Genomic DNA, 16979 nt, shown 5'->3' with positions numbered 1-16979 from the left:
GATTAATTAATTTTTGAGTTCACTTCTTTTAATTTATCTAGATGATAGTTTAACATATTTAAAATTTTATCATCAGATAATTTAAAATGGCGATCACTAAGTATGTCTAATTCTTTTCCATATCTGTGAGTAATATTCTTCATGTCTTCAATAAATTTATTTAGATTATTGTCATATTTTTGAAGTTCTTCTATATATTTTCTGATTTCAGTAAGGTTCGTTAAATCTTCATTTTTAATTTCATGGCTATTTATTTTGTCAAGAATTTCGGATTTGTGTTTATTATATTCATTTGTTTTTTTAAGGATGTTTTCATCATCAATGCTTTTAAGTTTTTTTGTTATTCCTTGAAAATATTGATAATGCAAATTAATAGACTCTTTTAATATTTTATTAGCCTCTTTTATTCTATTAAATAACTCGTCTTTAATTGTCAAAAGGGTTTCTTTTTTATTTATTTCACTTTCTTGGCTTATTTTTTTTATATTTTCTTTTTCAAGTTTATTTAGTAGTGTGTTGTATTGTCCTATTGCAAAAATATTTTTATTCTTACACATGTTATTTATTTTCATTATTGATTCAATACATTGTTGATCTAATAAAGAACTATCTTTTATATCATTAGACGAAGTCTTATTTAACTCAATATTTTTTAAAATAGAGAGTGTGTTTTTCTCTGCTATTGTATAACTTTGATTTGAGTTTTCGACCGAGGAAAGCTGATTTTTTATTTTTTTTAAAGTATCATCTGCGTTAGAGTACGTTACTTTTTCTGCATTGTTTTTTATAGAATTACAAAGATTATCATAAATTTTCATTTTTTATTACTCCATTAATAAAGTTAGATTTTGATTCTAATTATTATTAAATGAAGTTCTTTAAAGCTTACACCTTTTCAGTAATAAAGGTTGAATTTTGAGAGAGATAAAATTTTATCTCTCTTCTATATATTGATAATTAGTTATTAATTAAAACAAAGTATCATGCAATTTACGCACAATATTATCCGCATCTTTGCCATCAACTAATAAACATAAATTATGAGTACTTGCACCGTGGCTAATCATACGAATATTGTAATTTTCTAATGTGCCGAAAATCTTAATACCTAAACCATTTACCTGTGAAAGAGAGTTACCAATCACGGCAACTAACGCCAGATCTTCTTCTACTTCAACACGGCATAATGCAGAAAGCTCGGTTAATAAGGCATTCGTTAATAAACTGCCTGATGAATTTGTTGTACCCGTTGTATCGAGGGTTAAAGCAATACTGACTTCAGATGTTGTTATCACATCAACCGAAATATGATGGCGCGATAAAATGGTGAAAATTTCAGCCAAGAAACCACGCGCATGAAGCATTTTCAGGCTATGTAACGTGAGCAATGTTTGCTTTCTACGCAGTGCGATCGCACGGAATACAGGTGGATTTTCTGTTTGTGCACAAACTAAAGTACCGCCTTCTTCGGGAGCTTTGCTTGAGCCAACAAACACCGGAATGCCACTACGAACTGCAGGCAATAATGTCGCAGGGTGTAATATTTTAGCGCCAAAGGTTGCCATTTCAGCTGCTTCATTAAAGGCGATCTGATCGATACGATGTGCTTCTGGCACTATTCTTGGATCAGTGCTGTAAATGCCGGGTACATCCGTCCAGATATCGACACGAGACATTCCCAGTGCTTCACCAATCAAGGCGGCTGTATAGTCGCTACCGCCACGACCTAGTGTTGTGGTTCTGCCTTTTGGCTCTTGACCAATAAAACCTTGCGTTACAATAACTGTTTCTTCTAGGCGAGGTTGAATAAGGCTTTTTGTGAGCTCAGTGAGTTGTGCCATATCAGGTTCAGCGTGACAAAATAGATCATTCGTTTTCATCACTTTTCTAACATCAAACCAATCTGCCTGTATGCCTTTTTCACGCAATAATTCAACGAAAAGTAAAGTTGACATTAATTCGCCATGACTGACAAGCTCATCAGTTAATGCGTCAGAAGTTGCTAATGCTGCTGCTTCAGAAAGCATCTCAATATTTTCAAGTAGGCGATTTATTTCTTGGGAAATAATTTCTGGCTGAGAAAGCTGGTTGATAATCGCGTATTCAATATCACGAACTTGTGAGAGTAAAGCTTCTCGTTGTGAAGGTTCAGTACCTGCTGCAAGTTCAATCAATAAATTAGTAATTCCCGCAGATGCCGAAAGAACGACGACACGAACTGACTTTTGTTTAAGAATAATATCTGCACATTTTTCCATTGCTGAAAAGTTAGCAACACTCGTGCCACCAAATTTAGCGATAGTGTATGGCGATGATGAAGATGAAGGCGTAGCAGTATTATCAGTCATTGTCGTATTCCTTTAGGCAAAAATGAGATGTTGGACACACTTAGGAATATCGGTTATTAAGTAGAGAGTCAATGCAGAGTGAAGAATAATCAATTTAATTAATAATCAGCTCCGCATTATCGGTTTTACCTATGTAAGTAATTAGTACTAGATTTGTTGAATGGTTTTGACCAATATCATCAAATGAGAAAGAATTGACTGTAACTATTAAATGTCAGGCTACAATCTGAGAATATTGGATTGTAATCTTAAGAGAGTATTGTGAATGAAAAATGTAAACCCAACCCAAACCTTAGCCTGGAAGGCATTAGAAAACCATTTTTCGGTTATCAAAGATACCGAGATGAAAACACTGTTTGCTCAGGAATCATCACGCTTTGAGCAATTTTCAAAGACGTTTTCAGACCAAATTCTAGTGGATTTTTCAAAAAACCGTATTACGAAAGAAACATTAGAGAAATTGCAGGCTTTGGCTAAGGAATGTGACGTTGAAGGTGCGATAAATAGCATGTTTACGGGTGAAAAAATCAACCGTACTGAAGATCGTGCTGTATTGCATACCGCATTACGTAATCGTAGCAATGCTCCCGTTATCGTTGATGGCAAGGATGTCATGCCAGAAGTTAACGCAGTACTGAATAAAATGAAAAAATTCAGTGAGCGTATTATTAGTGGTGAGTGGAAAGGTTATACTGGTAAGGCGATTACTGATGTTGTAAATATTGGCATCGGTGGTTCCGATCTTGGTCCTTATATGGTGACAGAAGCATTACGCCCGTATAAAAATCATCTTACTATGCATTTTGTTTCTAATGTCGATGGTACACATATCGCAGAAACATTGAAAAAATGTGATCCTGAAACAACGCTATTCCTTATCGCATCAAAAACATTTACCACACAAGAAACCATGACAAATGCACATTCAGCAAGAGATTGGTTCTTAGCCTCTGCGAAAGAGAGTGTTTTTGTTGCGAAACACTTTGTCGCGTTATCTACTAACAGCACCGAAGTGGCAAAATTTGGTATTGATACTGCCAATATGTTTGAATTCTGGGATTGGGTTGGTGGCCGTTATTCATTATGGTCAGCAATTGGTTTGTCTATCGCATTATCTGTTGGTTATGACAACTTTGAGCAATTGCTGGAAGGCGCTCATGCTATGGATAACCACTTTAGAACCGCAGATGCCGAAAATAACATTCCAATGATCCTCGCGCTGATTGGCATTTGGTATAACAATTTTTTTGGCACAGAAACTGAAGCGATTCTGCCATACGATCAATACATGCATCGTTTTGCTGCTTACTTCCAACAAGGTAATATGGAATCTAATGGTAAGTATATTGATCGTGATGGAAACAAAGTGAATTATCAAACGGGTCCTATCATTTGGGGTGAGCCGGGTACAAATGGTCAACATGCGTTTTACCAATTAATCCACCAAGGAACCAAAATCATTCCTTGTGATTTTATTGCGCCAGCGATTAGCCATAATCCCTTGTCAGATCATCATGCAAAACTGATGTCTAACTTCTTTGCTCAAACAGAAGCACTCGCTTTTGGTAAAAACCGTGAACAAGTTGATGCTGAGTTTGCCGCAGCAGGAAAAGATCCTAAAGCGATGGGATATGTTGCACCTTTCAAAGTGTTCGAAGGTAATCGCCCAACGAACTCTATTCTGTTAAAAGAAATTACGCCTTATTCATTAGGTGCATTGATTGCAATGTATGAACATAAGATCTTTGTACAAGGTGTTATTTTCAACATCTTCACCTTTGACCAATGGGGTGTTGAATTAGGTAAACAACTGGCTAATCGTATCCTTCCTGAATTAAAAGGTAAGGAAAGTGTTAATAGCCATGATAGCTCAACAAATAATCTGATTAACCGTTACAAAGCATGGCGTTAATCGAATAAACTGAATATAAGTAGTTGGTTAGATAAAAAGGAGGTTTTTATAACCTCCTTTGTTTTTTGATTGTTTTGTACCCAATTTGATTTTCTTTTAACGCTTTTTTAGATTATTTATGCGAAATGTTATCAGCTTTTAACTTCCATTAGTCACATCATGATATCCTTATGTATCATGACTCACACAAGCTAGGATCATCAACGCGTGATGATGAATAAATGTTCAAAAAATCAATAATTACCCCTGCACCTATCCATTGGCTACCCAGTGAGGAACATGCAACTATTCAAGAAAGTACATTAAGTTGGTTAATGGAATTAGGCTCAATGACACGGCGATTTGAACAACATTGCCAAAAAGTCACTGTAATGCCTTATCAAGAAGGATTTATTGACCTTATTGAACCCGCTGACGAAAGCGCGTGTTTACCCAAAAGTCAGCGTTATTGGTTAAGAGAAGTGGTATTGTGTGGTGACGATATTCCTTGGTTATTAGGGCGAACGTTAGTACCAGAAGAGACTCTAACAGGCGAAGACAGAAAACTGGTCAATCTAAGAACCGTTCCACTTGGGCGTTATCTGTTTCAGGAAACAACCTTAAGTCGCGATTTTATTCATATCGGGCAACAAAATGGGTATTGGCTACGCCGTTCTCGTTTCCAGCTTTCAGATAAACCTTTATTATTAACCGAGATGTTTCTACCTGCATCACCAGTGTATAAGAAGTAATTAGGGGGAGCTAAAATTGGAGGGAAGTATGACGCAAAGTAAATGGCAAGCATATAGCCGTTTAATGCGTATAGATAAACCTATCGGAGCGCTATTATTACTTTGGCCAACTTATTGGGCTTTATGGATTGCCGCGAAAGGCTTTCCTGATTGGCATATTCTGATTGTCTTTACTATTGGCGTGTTCTCTATGCGTGCCGCTGGGTGTGTAATAAACGACTTTGCTGACCGGAAAATTGATGGCAGTGTTGAACGAACTAAAAATCGACCATTACCTAGTGGGGCTGTGACAGAAAAAGAGAGCAAAATTTTATTTATCGTTTTGGTACTCTTGTCCTTTGCACTAGTTCTAACACTCAATACCATGACTATTTGGCTCTCTGTTGCAGGGCTTGCGTTGGCATGGTTTTATCCTTTCGTTAAACGGTTTAGTAATCTACCTCAGCTTATTTTAGGTATGGCTTTTGGCTGGTCAATTCCTATGGGATTTGCTGCTGTTTCTGAAAGCTTACCGTTAGTATGTTGGCTATTATTTCTTGTCAACATTGTCTGGTCTATTGTTTACGATACGCAATATGCAATGGTTGACCGTAATGATGATATAAAAATTGGGGTTAAATCTACCGCTATTCTATTCGGTCGTTATGACAAAATTATTATCGGTATTTTACAACTGGTGATGTTGGCATTATTGGTGGGTATCGGTATTTTGCTGAATCTGAAAGGTATCTACTACTGGTCGCTATTGTTAGTAACAGCGCTGTTTATTTATCAGCAGAAGCTTATTGCAGAGCGTGAAAGAGCACCGTGTTTCCAAGCTTTTATGAATAATAACTATGTTGGCTTTGTTTTATTTGCGGGTATTTTATTTAGTTATTTTTAAGATAAGTAAGCGCTGAAGTATTCTCTACTATTGAGTAGAAACAAAAAGGGATAAGCAATGAGCTTATCCCTTTTCTATTTCAGTAATCACACAGTTTACTGATTATTCATCAGCTTCAGACTTACTTTTTTCATCAACAGCTTGTACTGAATTGTTATCTTCAGTGATCCCCACGCTTTCAATGGTTAAGCGAATTTCTGGTGACATTAATTTTGCAATCACTTGGTAAAGGGCAGATGCATCTGCTTTTAGGATATCTTCATTATCATTGAGATAACCTTCTTCACGTAGTGTTGAAACTAAGGTAGAGAATACCGCTTTATCAAAGAATTCAGGTGCGTTGATACCATGTAAGACAGAAAGACGTTGTGCCAAGATACGGCTCTCTTTTTCCAATAATGCACGGCTAATTTCAGGAGCAAAATTGAGTAAGGAAAGCGTAATTCCATAGCGTTGCAATGTTTCTCTAACACTGGCAGCTAAAAGTTGTAATGGACGAATACGCGCTGGATTAATACGCAGTAAGCCATCACTATCACAACAAATCAGGCGCTGACGGCACAGTTCTGTAATCAAAGTATTAATGACTTCAGGGAGCTCTTCTTTCTCATAACGAATAAATAGTTCCGCTTTAATAAGAGGGAAGATTAGCTCAACTTGTTTCATTAAATCATCACGATGAATTTTTTCATGATGTAAGACGATGCTTGCAATTAATGATGGAGTAATCATTAAGTGGATTGTGTTGTTGCGATAATAAGTCATTAATACCGCACTTTCACGAGGGAGCACCACAATATCACCCAGACTGTCTTTTTCGACTTGGAACTTATCTGTTTGCAACGCGTGTTCTAATAAGGCTTCAGCATTTTTATCAGACACAATCATATCTGTCGAATAAGGCACATTGCGTAATAATTGCAGATAACAATCGACTTGCTCTAACAGTTGCTCTCTAGTGAGAGCACGCTGGCGAGATGCCAACAAGGCCGTTGAAACAAGGTTAATCGCATTAATAGATGCTGCATTATTAATATGAACCATAATGTTGTCTGCCAGTGTGCTTACTGTTGGGTTTAACCAACTTGGGCGTTGTGGCTCAATGGGATCAATATCATCACGCCATTGCGGAACAGCTTGATTTAAGTATTGGACAACAGAAATCGGTTCACCAAAGTTCACATAGCCTTGACCAAGGTTACGTAATTTACGTAATCCTCTGACCATCTGCATAAAGCCTTCTTTCTCTTTTGTTGCGCCACGTAATTCTTTGGCATAGGTTGCCACTTCCATAACGTGTTCATATCCAATGTAAATTGGAACAACAGAGATAGGGCGTGTTTCACCGCGTAACATGGCTTGTACCGTCATTGAAAGTGTTCCTGTTTTAGGATCTAACAATCGACCTGTACGAGAGCGTCCACCTTCAACGAAATATTCAATCGAGTAACCGCGTGTAAATAGCTCACCTAAATATTCGCGGAAAATGGTGGAGTAAAGCTTGTTACCTTTAAAGGTTCTTCTGATAAAGAAAGCCCCTAAACGGCGGAAAATAGGCCCTGCTGGCCAGAAATTGAGGTTAATACCTGCCGCAATATGTGGCGGTACTAAACCTTGATGATAAAGCACATAGGAAAGCAGTAAGTAGTCCATGTGGCTACGGTGACAAGGAACATAAACGATTTCATGCCCATCTTGTGCGAGTTTACGTACTCGCTCGGCATTATAAACGTTGATACCTTGGTAGAGCTTATTCCATGTCCAACTTAATACGCGATCACTAATACGCACCGCTTCATATGAGAAATTAGCTGCAATTTCTTCCATGATATCTGTGGCATTTTTACGCGCTTTATCAAGTGAGATTTTCTTCGCTTTTGATTCATCTTCAATCGCTTTTTCAATGGCTTTCGATGAGAGCAATTTATTGAAGAGATCTTGGCGTGCTGGCAATTTTGGACCAACAGCTGCTAAACGCTGACGTGAAAAGTGGATACGCGCAACACGCGCAAGTTTTCGAGCTATACTGGTGTCAGTACCGTGTTCGTTCGCCATTTCACGCATTGAAACAGTGGGTGAAAAACGAACAAAGCTATCACGACCCAACCAGAGGATAGCGATAAATTTTTGGATACCGTTAAGCACACGTAAATGTGGAACGCCATTATGGCCTTCACGACCTGGAGAGCGTCCAAACATCACGGAAACCGGCAACATCTCGATATCAAGATGTGGGTTATTACGATGTGCATCAAGATAAGCGTGGAATGTCTTCACGGAATCTTTACGAGGATCAGGCGAGTAGTAACGGAATACTCTTGGGCCGTCATCAATAAAGACATACGCAGGAAGCTTAATTCCACCGATCTCAATAGGTTGCAGCGGATCAGGCAACCCTAATGAAAGACACTGCTGTCGTAATGTCAGTAAGTCCGCCTTTGAATGATAAGGCAGAACGTAAAGGAAAGATCGCGACGTATCTAACCCTAATTCAGTGATAGGATCAGTCGGAACTCGTTTGCTTTTTACCAGTAATTTTAGTGGTAAATTCAATGTGTTATAATATAGTTTACGCCAAGCTGACATAAATAGTTGTAGCCTCTTATTAGCAATACTTCGAAAGCATAACAGAAAGTCTTTCGTAGATCTGTGGTGCTGTGACAATATTAATAGAGAAAAGTGGCAAAATAATCGTTTGTTTTCGATAGAGTTTATTATGGCTAATCAAAATAAAGGTCTTACCCGAATCATCAAAGCTGGTGGCTATTCATACAAGGGCATTCGTGCCGCTTGGATTAATGAAGCCGCTTTTAGACAAGAAGCAATTGTGACCTTGGTTGCAATTATCCTTTCATTTTTCATCGATGTCAGTGGTCTAGAGCGCATTTTACTCATTGGTTCCGTTGTATTGGTTGTGATCTTGGAACTGGTAAATAGTGCAATAGAAGCCGTTGTCGATCGAATTGGATCTGAATACCACGAATTATCCGGACGTGCAAAAGATATGGGTTCTGCCGCCGTTCTGATTGCTATTATATTGGGATTATTTACTTGGGTAACCATTCTTTGGGGGCATTTCTTCGCATAAAGTTAAAAAATTCGATTTTTGTCGAAAAATAATCCAAAGATGCGTGTTTTATATTCATTTAAGGTTTCAAATCGTCATATACCTGTATATACTCACAGTCTGACTGTATAAACAAACAGGGGGCGGAATGAAAGCATTAACTGCAAGGCAGCAGCAGGTTTACGATTTGGTTCGTGATCACATTTCGCAAACGGGTATGCCACCAACACGGGCTGAAATAGCTTCCCAACTTGGGTTTCGCTCACCAAATGCGGCAGAAGAGCACTTGAAAGCTCTTGCTCGTAAAGGCGTGATAGAAATTGTCTCTGGTGCATCCAGAGGTATCCGTTTGCTAATGGAAGAAGAGCCAGAAGGACTGCCATTAATTGGGCGAGTCGCTGCTGGTGAACCACTTTTAGCACAAGAGCATATTGAAAGCCACTATCAAGTTGACCCAATGCTATTTAAACCAAGTGCAGATTTTTTATTGCGCGTTAATGGTATGTCGATGAAAGATATTGGTATTATGGATGGCGATTTACTTGCTGTGCATAAAACGCAAGATGTTCACAACGGGCAAGTTATTGTGGCTCGTATTGAAGATGAAGTGACAGTAAAGCGCTTTAAGAAAAGCGGTAATAAAATTGAACTTCATGCAGAAAACCCAGAGTTTTCACCTATTATCGTCGATTTACGCGAACAAAGCTTTACTGTGGAAGGTTTAGCAGTAGGGGTTATTCGTAACGGCGAATGGCTGTAATTTATACCAAAATAAGTCAATACAACTTATTTTAAAAAGATGCAGATGATGTGTAAAACCACAAAATCATCTGCATTTTTTATTTCTGATTTGTATAAAAAAACACCATCGCACTACAAATGTAATTACAATATGATGTGTTTTAATTACGGAGGTGCTTATGACAACGATACAAGTTAGAGTAGACGATGAGCTCAAAAAAAGAAGCTTATCAAGTATTTGAAAAAATGAACCTGTCTCCTTCAGATGCCATAAGGTTATTTCTACGTTATGTTTCTGAAAATGAAAAATTACCTTTCTCAGAAGTTTCTGTCGTTGTTGGGGAGCTGGATGAAGATGAGGATATTTTAGCTGTTGTACGTGAACGTTTGAAAAAACCAAGTAAACGTATAAGCGTAAATATTGATGATCTTTAATCGTGAGTTTGATAATCGTGCCTTGAAAGAATGGCAGAAACTCGATCAAAGCATTAAAGAGCAGTTTAAAAAGAAATTAAAAAATTGCAGGAAAACCCTTATATAGAGTCAGCTCGCTTAAAAGGTGATCTCGCGGGTTGCTATAAGATTAAATTACGAGCATCTAGTTTTCGATTGATTTACCAAGTTATTGATTCTGAAGTTGTGATTTTAGTTATTGCTGTTGGTAAATGTGAAGAGAGTAAAGCTTATTCATTAGCTGAAGTGAGAATTCAAAAGAACAACATGTATTAGCCAGCATTTAGCTGGCTTTTTGTTTTTATAAGCTCAACGAGGCTTATAGTCGCCGGTTTTTTTCTGTTTAAGATTATCATCCATACTGTGATCATGATGACAACCTTCAGGATGTGTACACTCTTGTGCTTCGTGGCACTGTGAACATAATCCATGAATTTCAATGACACTATGTCGTAAATGAAATCCACTCTCTTTTGCTAGTAATGAAATTGCATCTTCGATTTTATGGCTATTCTTTTCAGTGACAGATAAACAGCGGTCACAAATTAGCATTACTGACGTATGTTCAACATCATCAAAATGATGGCAAAGCACATAGCTGTTAGTGGATTCTATTTTATGGATAAATCCTTGCTCAAGTAAAAACTCTAACCCACGATAGACAGTAGGTGGTTTTGCTTGTGGCTCAACTTGGCGTAATAAATCCAATAAATCGTATGCGCTGATAGCAGAAGGCTGCTGCATAATCAGACGTAATACTGCCAGACGTTGTGAAGTCAGGCGAACACCTCGTTTCTGGCAGATCTTTTCTGCCTGAGCGAGCAATTTCTCTTCATTCATGGGGATAAGATGCTCTCAGACGTTGTTAATGACACAGATCCTATCATATTTTTCAAGAGTAAACCTTTGTGTAAAGTGGGGTTTTATGAAAATAACTGTGGGATTACGTCCTTTTTTAAAAGTATCTGTTGTTAGATAAAAGAACATGTTTTCTTTCAATATAAAGAATGAGTCTTTAGAAAGAGAGATAAACACATGAAAAGTTTATTGTGTAGAGCGAATTTATTCTATGTAAACTAGATTGTGTTATATGGAGAAATGGTTTTTCATGATGATAAGTACTGATAGCCAGCAACAAAAAACCCAGCCTAAGCTGGGTTAATTTTTTAGATAATTTTAGATAAATTGTTCCGAAATACGATCAGAACGGGATATCGTCATCAAAATCCATTGGTGGTTCATTATTTGGCACTGGTGCCGCAGCAGGTTGTTGTGCTGGGCGAGATTGTGCACCACCGCTAAATTGTTGTGATGCTTGTGGCTGTTGTGGTTGACCCCAACCGCCTTGACCACCTTGAGAAGGTGCGCCATCTTGACCGCCACGGCCGCCTAACATCTGCATTGAGCCGCCAACGTTAACAACAACTTCAGTGCTATATCTGTCTTGACCGCTCTGGTCTTGCCATTTACGTGTTTGTAATTGACCTTCGATATACACTTGTGAACCTTTACGCAGATATTCGCCTGCAATTTCCGCTAATTTGCCGAAAATTACCACACGGTGCCACTCGGTTTTTTCTTTCATTTCACCGGTTTGTTTATCGCGCCAGCTTTCTGATGTTGCCAGTGTTAAGTTGGCAACTGCACCGCCACTTGGCATATAACGGATTTCTGGATCCTGCCCTAAATTACCGATAAGAATAACTTTGTTTACGCCTCTGCTCGCCATGTGAGGTACTCCTGCGAAAGTAAATTTTTTGAAATCATAAGCGAATAAGTTTATCACGTACGCTAAAATTTGAATATGACGTGTGATGAATTTCTCAATTGTGAACATTGTCGAAATTTTTCTGTCTCAAAATGACAGAGTTACATCACCATTCAATTTCACTATATATACTGTATATCCATTCAGTTAACTTTGTGTCATAATTATCCGATTCTTTCTTTTTCGGCGACTCTCTCAATCCGGGATATATTCATGGATAAAATCGAAGTACGGGGCGCTCGCACCCATAATCTAAAAAATATCAACTTGATCATTCCTCGCGATAAACTGATTGTTATTACGGGGCTTTCTGGTTCAGGTAAATCTTCTTTAGCCTTTGATACGCTTTATGCAGAAGGGCAGCGACGCTATGTAGAATCGCTTTCTGCTTATGCTCGTCAGTTTCTTTCGTTGATGGAAAAACCTGACGTTGACCATATTGAAGGTTTATCTCCCGCTATTTCGATTGAGCAGAAATCTACGTCGCACAACCCACGTTCGACGGTGGGAACGATTACAGAAATTCACGACTACCTACGTCTCTTATTTGCACGTGTTGGTGAACCTCGTTGTCCTGATCATGACATTCCGCTCGCCGCTCAGACGGTCAGCCAAATGGTTGATAATGTACTTGAGCAACCTGAAGGCAAGCGCTTAATGCTTTTAGCACCAGTGGTGAAAGAGCGTAAAGGCGAGCATATTAAGTTACTTAATAATCTTGCCGCTCAAGGTTATATTCGTGCTCGTATTGATGGTGAAGTGTGCGATCTCTCTGATCCACCAACATTAGAATTACAGAAAAAACATACCATTGAAGTGGTTATTGACCGCTTTAAGGTTCGTGACGATCTAGCTCAACGTTTAGCTGAATCTTTTGAAACCGCATTAGAGCTTTCTGGTGGTACCGCCGTTATCTCTGATATGGATGATAGCAATGCAGATGATATTGTTTTTTCTGCAAACTTTGCTTGCCCGATTTGTGGTTACAGCATGAGTGAGCTAGAGCCTCGTTTATTCTCCTTTAATAACCCCGCTGGTGCTTGTCCAACTTGTGATGGCTTAGGTGTTCAGCAATTTTTTGATCCTGAATTAGTGATCCAAAATAGAGAGATTTCTCTTGCTGGTGGCGCAATTAAAGGATGGGATCGTCGTAATTTCTACTATTTCCAGATGCTTCGCTCATTGGGTGAACATTATCATTTTGATGTTGAAGCGCCATTTGATTCGTTACCAGATAATATCCAGAAAGTCATTTTAACGGGTTCAGGCAAAGAGAATATTGAATTTAAATACACAAACGATCGTGGCGATGTTGTTGTTCGTCATCATCCTTTTGAAGGTGTATTAAATAATATGGAACGCCGTTACCGCGAGACAGAATCTAGTGCGGTGCGTGAAGAACTTTCTAAATATATTAGTAATCGCTCATGTGCCTCTTGTGGTGGTACACGTTTACGCCGAGAAGCACGTCATGTGTATGTTGAAAATACAACATTGCCAGAAATAGCCGATTACAGCATTGGTCATGCAATGACCTTTTTCCAAAATCTGAAATTGAGCGGTCAACGCGCGAAGATTGCAGAAAAAGTCTTAAAAGAGATTAGTGACCGACTAAAATTCTTGGTAAATGTGGGATTAAATTACCTCACACTTTCTCGTTCAGCTGAAACATTATCAGGTGGTGAAGCACAACGTATTCGTTTAGCGAGCCAGATTGGTGCGGGATTAGTTGGTGTTATGTATGTGCTGGATGAACCTTCAATTGGCTTGCATCAACGAGATAACGATCGCTTACTTGAAACGCTGATCCACTTACGTAATTTGGGTAACACTGTGATCGTTGTTGAGCATGACGAAGATGCTATCCGTGCCGCTGATCATGTTATTGATATTGGACCTGGTGCGGGTGTTCATGGTGGTGAAATTGTCGCTCAAGGGACTCTTGAAGATATCATTAATAACCCGAATTCATTAACGGGGAAATTCTTAAGTGGTGAGCGCCGTATCGCAATTCCAGAGCAACGTGTACCTGTTGATCGCGAAAAAATGCTGACTATCCTTGGCGCAAAAGGCAATAACTTAAAGAATGTAAATCTGAAATTACCAGTAGGTTTATTTACCTGTATTACAGGTGTTTCAGGATCAGGTAAGTCAACGCTTATCAACGATACGTTATTCCCTATTGCCCAACGCCAATTAAATGGGGCTACAAATAGTGTACCAGCGCCTTATTTAGATGTTGAAGGGCTAGAGTATTTCGATAAAGTTATTGATATCAACCAAAGCCCAATTGGTCGTACTCCTCGTTCAAACCCTGCAACTTACACCGGTGTCTTTACACCTATTCGTGAGTTATTTGCGGGTGTACCTGAATCTCGTACTCGTGGTTATACGCCGGGTCGTTTCAGTTTCAACGTCAAAGGTGGTCGTTGTGAGGCTTGCCAAGGCGACGGTGTCTTAAAAGTTGAAATGCATTTCTTACCTGATGTGTATGTACCTTGTGATCAATGTAAAGGTCAGCGTTATAACCGTGAAACCCTTGAAGTTAAATACAAAGGAAAAAATATTCACGAAACGTTGGATATGACCATTGAAGAGGCGAGAGAGTTTTTTGATGCCGTACCTGCATTAGCTCGTAAACTACAAACATTGATTGATGTTGGTCTTTCTTATATTCGTTTAGGACAATCAGCTACGACTTTATCGGGTGGTGAAGCTCAGCGGGTTAAGTTAGCAAAAGAGTTGTCAAAACGTGGAACGGGACAGACTCTTTATATTCTCGATGAGCCTACAACAGGGCTTCACTTTGCTGATATTGAATTGTTGCTTGAAGTTCTTCATCAGTTACGTGACCAAGGTAATACCATTGTTGTTATTGAGCATAATCTTGATGTGATCAAAACCGCGGACTGGATTGTCGATCTGGGTCCTGAAGGCGGAAGTGGTGGTGGTCAAATTTTAGTATCAGGCACACCAGAGCAAGTTGCAGAGTTTGAAGGTTCACATACTGCAAGATTCTTAAAACCAATCTTAGAGCGTGGTTATTAAGATTACATCACTTATTCCCTTATGATCTAAGCGCTACAGACAATAAACGCTTTACTGTTTGTAGCGCGCTTTCTTCAAGAAAAGTAAATCCGTGAAGGATGATAGAATTTAATTCTATCGAAAAAAGCATTCTCTTTTAGTTATACACTTCCTTATCTATTTTTATCTTATTAATCGCTCTTTTTGATAAAAAGCAGATTAAATGGTTAATTATGCTGTTTTGTAACAGTATTTTAACTAAATACGAGATAACAAAGCTAAATAGAAAGGATTATCATAGTATATCGTGATGGACAGCACAGTTTATTTGGTGATTTGTTTCAATTGTTATACTTGACTATTATTGTATAACAATGGGTCTTTTCCATTATTAATCAATATGTTGTGTATTTATAAAGGTTACAACAGAGGGAAGGTTATTATTTACTGTGCTCTTTGAACAGATAATCCTACTTTTCTCCTTACGATAGAATTTTTTTCCAAATCATTTCGGGCTATCACGATTTATAACAACTTTTTTCTCCGTAATATTCCCTATCATTTACCCCATAATAAATAATACCTGCAAAGAGTAAGGCTATTTCGACATCGCAATGTTAGATAGACTTTTTTACCCCCAAAAATTCGTTTTGCTATTAACAATTACAATATAAAAAGTGAGTACTAATATGGAAACGGCTTCCTCAAAAACAGAGACCACAAGCTATCCCGCAACTAGTGCTGGCGCTCGCCGCGCAGGTATGACTGAACAAGAATGGCGTGCGGCAATTAAATTCGACGGCAATGATGTGGGCTGGGTTATCATGAGTATCGGTATGGCTATCGGTGCAGGTATTGTGTTTTTACCTGTGCAGGTGGGTCTGATGGGATTATGGGTTTTCCTACTATCCTCGATCATTGGTTATCCGGCTATGTACCTTTTCCAACGTCTATTTATTAATACGTTGGCTGAATCTCCAGAGTGTAAAGACTACCCAAGCGTTATCACCGGTTATCTCGGTAAAAACTGGGGTATCTTATTAGGTGCGCTCTACTTTGTGATGTTAGTCATTTGGATGTTTGTTTACTCAACAGCAATCACTAATGACAGTGCTTCTTACTTACAAACATTTGGTGTTACTGAAGGTTTACTGTCAGAAAACCCATTCTATGGTTTGATCCTGATTTGTGCGTTAGTGGCTATCTCCTCTCGTGGTGAACAATTACTGTTTAAAGTATCAAGCTTTATGGTACTGACTAAACTGTTTGTTGTTGCAGCGTTAGGGATCTCCATGATTGGTATGTGGCATCTTTATAACGTAGGTGCATTACCACCAGTTGGACGTTTAATCAAAGAAGCAATCATTACATTACCTTTTACACTGACTTCAATTCTGTTTATCCAAACATTAAGCCCAATGGTTATCTCTTACCGTGGTCGTAATAAAAACCGTGAAGTTGCTCGTCATAAAGCGCTACGTGCAATGAACATTGCTTTCGGTGTGTTGTTCTGTACTGTTTTCTTCTATGCAATCTCATTCACATTAGCAATGGGTCATGATGAAGCAGTTAAAGCGTATGAGCAAAATATCTCTGCATTAGCGATTGCTGCGAAATTCTTCCCTGGTGGTTGGGTAACGGTTGTAAGCGTAATGCTGAACATCTTCGCCGTAATGACTGCGTTCTTTGGTGTCTACTTAGGTTTCCGTGAAGCGACACAAGGGATTGTGATGAACATCCTGCAACGTTATATCCCAGCAGAGAAAATCAATCAAAAATGGGTACAAAACGGCATTATGATTTTTGCTGTGTTACTGGCATGGGGTGCAATTATCCTTAATGCGCCAGTGCTGAGCTTCACTTCAATTTGTAGCCCAATCTTCGGTATGGTGGGTTGTCTTATCCCTGCATACTTAGTGTACAAAGTACCGATGTTACATAAATACAAAGGTGCGTCACTTTACCTGATTATCTTTACCGGTTTACTGCTCGTTATCTCTCCGTTCTTGGCATTCTCATAGTCGCCAACTTCGGTTCTAGTTAGGAGTT

General features: G+C 38.6%; 12 protein-coding genes and 2 pseudogenes. 9 read left to right on the top strand and 5 right to left on the bottom strand.

All coding sequences use genetic code 11. The features are described from left to right. Window positions 1–2: 2 nt before the first annotated feature. On the bottom strand, window positions 3–818 hold the full coding sequence (locus D7029_RS16990; protein WP_194951339.1) for a hypothetical protein: 816 nt from the start codon (window positions 816–818) through the stop codon (window positions 3–5). A gap of 150 nt (window positions 819–968) precedes the next feature. After that, entirely contained in the window at window positions 969–2348 is a 1380-nt protein-coding gene (lysC, locus tag D7029_RS16985; RefSeq protein ID WP_194951338.1) for a lysine-sensitive aspartokinase 3, read from the bottom strand. Window positions 2349–2613: 265 nt separating this feature from the next. Between lysC and pgi the strand changes: the two genes are divergently transcribed. The 3 genes from pgi to ubiA all read left to right on the top strand — a co-directional run bounded on the left by pgi (window position 2614) and on the right by ubiA (window position 5874). Beyond that, on the top strand, window positions 2614–4260 hold the full coding sequence (pgi, locus tag D7029_RS16980) for a glucose-6-phosphate isomerase (RefSeq protein WP_194951337.1): 1647 nt from the start codon (window positions 2614–2616) through the stop codon (window positions 4258–4260). 221 nt (window positions 4261–4481) lie between these two features. Next, on the top strand, window positions 4482–4991 hold the full coding sequence (gene ubiC / locus D7029_RS16975) for a chorismate lyase (protein ID WP_165122233.1): 510 nt from the start codon (window positions 4482–4484) through the stop codon (window positions 4989–4991). Between the two features lie 28 nt (window positions 4992–5019). Continuing rightward, window positions 5020–5874: a 4-hydroxybenzoate octaprenyltransferase gene (ubiA, locus tag D7029_RS16970; RefSeq protein WP_194951336.1), complete on the top strand. Its 855-nt coding sequence runs from the start codon at window positions 5020–5022 to the stop codon at window positions 5872–5874. Between the two features lie 102 nt (window positions 5875–5976). Here ubiA and plsB read toward each other — a convergent pair whose 3' ends face one another. Further along, the gene (gene plsB, locus D7029_RS16965) at window positions 5977–8460 is read right to left on the bottom strand and encodes a glycerol-3-phosphate 1-O-acyltransferase PlsB (RefSeq protein ID WP_194951335.1); all 2484 of its coding nucleotides are present in this window, start codon (window positions 8458–8460) and stop codon (window positions 5977–5979) included. Window positions 8461–8590: 130 nt separating this feature from the next. On the opposite strand from plsB, the gene D7029_RS16960 reads away from it, so the two are divergent. The 4 genes and pseudogenes from D7029_RS16960 (at window position 8591) to D7029_RS16945 (ending at window position 10411) form a co-directional block, all read left to right on the top strand. Next, window positions 8591–8962 carry a diacylglycerol kinase gene (locus D7029_RS16960; RefSeq protein ID WP_006536373.1) on the top strand — a complete coding sequence of 124 codons (372 nt, stop codon included), beginning with the start codon at window positions 8591–8593 and terminating at the stop codon, window positions 8960–8962. Between the two features lie 127 nt (window positions 8963–9089). Further along, window positions 9090–9701 (top strand): transcriptional repressor LexA, encoded by a 612-nt coding sequence (gene lexA, locus D7029_RS16955; RefSeq protein WP_023583074.1) that lies wholly within the window; start codon window positions 9090–9092, stop codon window positions 9699–9701. Window positions 9702–9861: 160 nt separating this feature from the next. Next, a pseudogene (locus D7029_RS16950) lies at window positions 9862–10117 on the top strand (type II toxin-antitoxin system RelB/DinJ family antitoxin). Further along, window positions 10107–10411, top strand: a pseudogene (locus D7029_RS16945) (type II toxin-antitoxin system RelE family toxin). The pseudogenes D7029_RS16950 and D7029_RS16945 overlap by 11 nt, the downstream one beginning before the upstream one ends. A gap of 33 nt (window positions 10412–10444) precedes the next feature. Here the strand turns inward: D7029_RS16945 and zur are convergent. Both zur and ssb1 read right to left on the bottom strand, forming a co-directional pair. Next, window positions 10445–10975, bottom strand: coding sequence for a zinc uptake transcriptional repressor Zur (gene zur / locus D7029_RS16940; protein ID WP_088494416.1), 531 nt, complete (start codon window positions 10973–10975; stop codon window positions 10445–10447). Window positions 10976–11336: 361 nt separating this feature from the next. Continuing rightward, on the bottom strand, window positions 11337–11864 hold the full coding sequence (gene ssb1 / locus D7029_RS16935; RefSeq protein WP_194951334.1) for a single-stranded DNA-binding protein SSB1: 528 nt from the start codon (window positions 11862–11864) through the stop codon (window positions 11337–11339). A 252-nt stretch (window positions 11865–12116) separates the two neighbouring features. On the opposite strand from ssb1, the gene uvrA reads away from it, so the two are divergent. Together uvrA and D7029_RS16925 are read left to right on the top strand one after the other, a co-directional pair. Then, window positions 12117–14951 (top strand): excinuclease ABC subunit UvrA, encoded by a 2835-nt coding sequence (gene uvrA, locus D7029_RS16930; RefSeq protein ID WP_088494418.1) that lies wholly within the window; start codon window positions 12117–12119, stop codon window positions 14949–14951. A 668-nt stretch (window positions 14952–15619) separates the two neighbouring features. Further along, complete coding sequence (locus D7029_RS16925) at window positions 15620–16951, top strand: amino acid permease (RefSeq protein ID WP_194951333.1); 1332 nt, start codon at window positions 15620–15622, stop codon at window positions 16949–16951. Window positions 16952–16979 lie beyond the last annotated feature (28 nt).

Source organism: Proteus vulgaris (assembly GCF_016647575.1).
Lineage (GTDB): Bacteria > Pseudomonadota > Gammaproteobacteria > Enterobacterales > Enterobacteriaceae > Proteus > Proteus mirabilis_B.
The sequence above is the reverse complement of the archived record's forward strand: the minus strand, read 5'-3'. Positions and strand labels throughout refer to the sequence as shown.

Coding starts and splice junctions, on each gene's coding strand:
- D7029_RS16990 (WP_194951339.1), bottom strand. CDS start 818: ATGAAAATTTATGATAATCTTTGTAATTCTATAAAAAACAATGCAGAA.
- lysC (WP_194951338.1), bottom strand. CDS start 2,348: ATGACTGATAATACTGCTACGCCTTCATCTTCATCATCGCCATACACT.
- pgi (WP_194951337.1), top strand. CDS start 2,614: ATGAAAAATGTAAACCCAACCCAAACCTTAGCCTGGAAGGCATTAGAA.
- ubiC (WP_165122233.1), top strand. CDS start 4,482: ATGTTCAAAAAATCAATAATTACCCCTGCACCTATCCATTGGCTACCC.
- ubiA (WP_194951336.1), top strand. CDS start 5,020: ATGACGCAAAGTAAATGGCAAGCATATAGCCGTTTAATGCGTATAGAT.
- plsB (WP_194951335.1), bottom strand. CDS start 8,460: ATGTCAGCTTGGCGTAAACTATATTATAACACATTGAATTTACCACTA.
- D7029_RS16960 (WP_006536373.1), top strand. CDS start 8,591: ATGGCTAATCAAAATAAAGGTCTTACCCGAATCATCAAAGCTGGTGGC.
- lexA (WP_023583074.1), top strand. CDS start 9,090: ATGAAAGCATTAACTGCAAGGCAGCAGCAGGTTTACGATTTGGTTCGT.
- zur (WP_088494416.1), bottom strand. CDS start 10,975: ATGAATGAAGAGAAATTGCTCGCTCAGGCAGAAAAGATCTGCCAGAAA.
- ssb1 (WP_194951334.1), bottom strand. CDS start 11,864: ATGGCGAGCAGAGGCGTAAACAAAGTTATTCTTATCGGTAATTTAGGG.
- uvrA (WP_088494418.1), top strand. CDS start 12,117: ATGGATAAAATCGAAGTACGGGGCGCTCGCACCCATAATCTAAAAAAT.
- D7029_RS16925 (WP_194951333.1), top strand. CDS start 15,620: ATGGAAACGGCTTCCTCAAAAACAGAGACCACAAGCTATCCCGCAACT.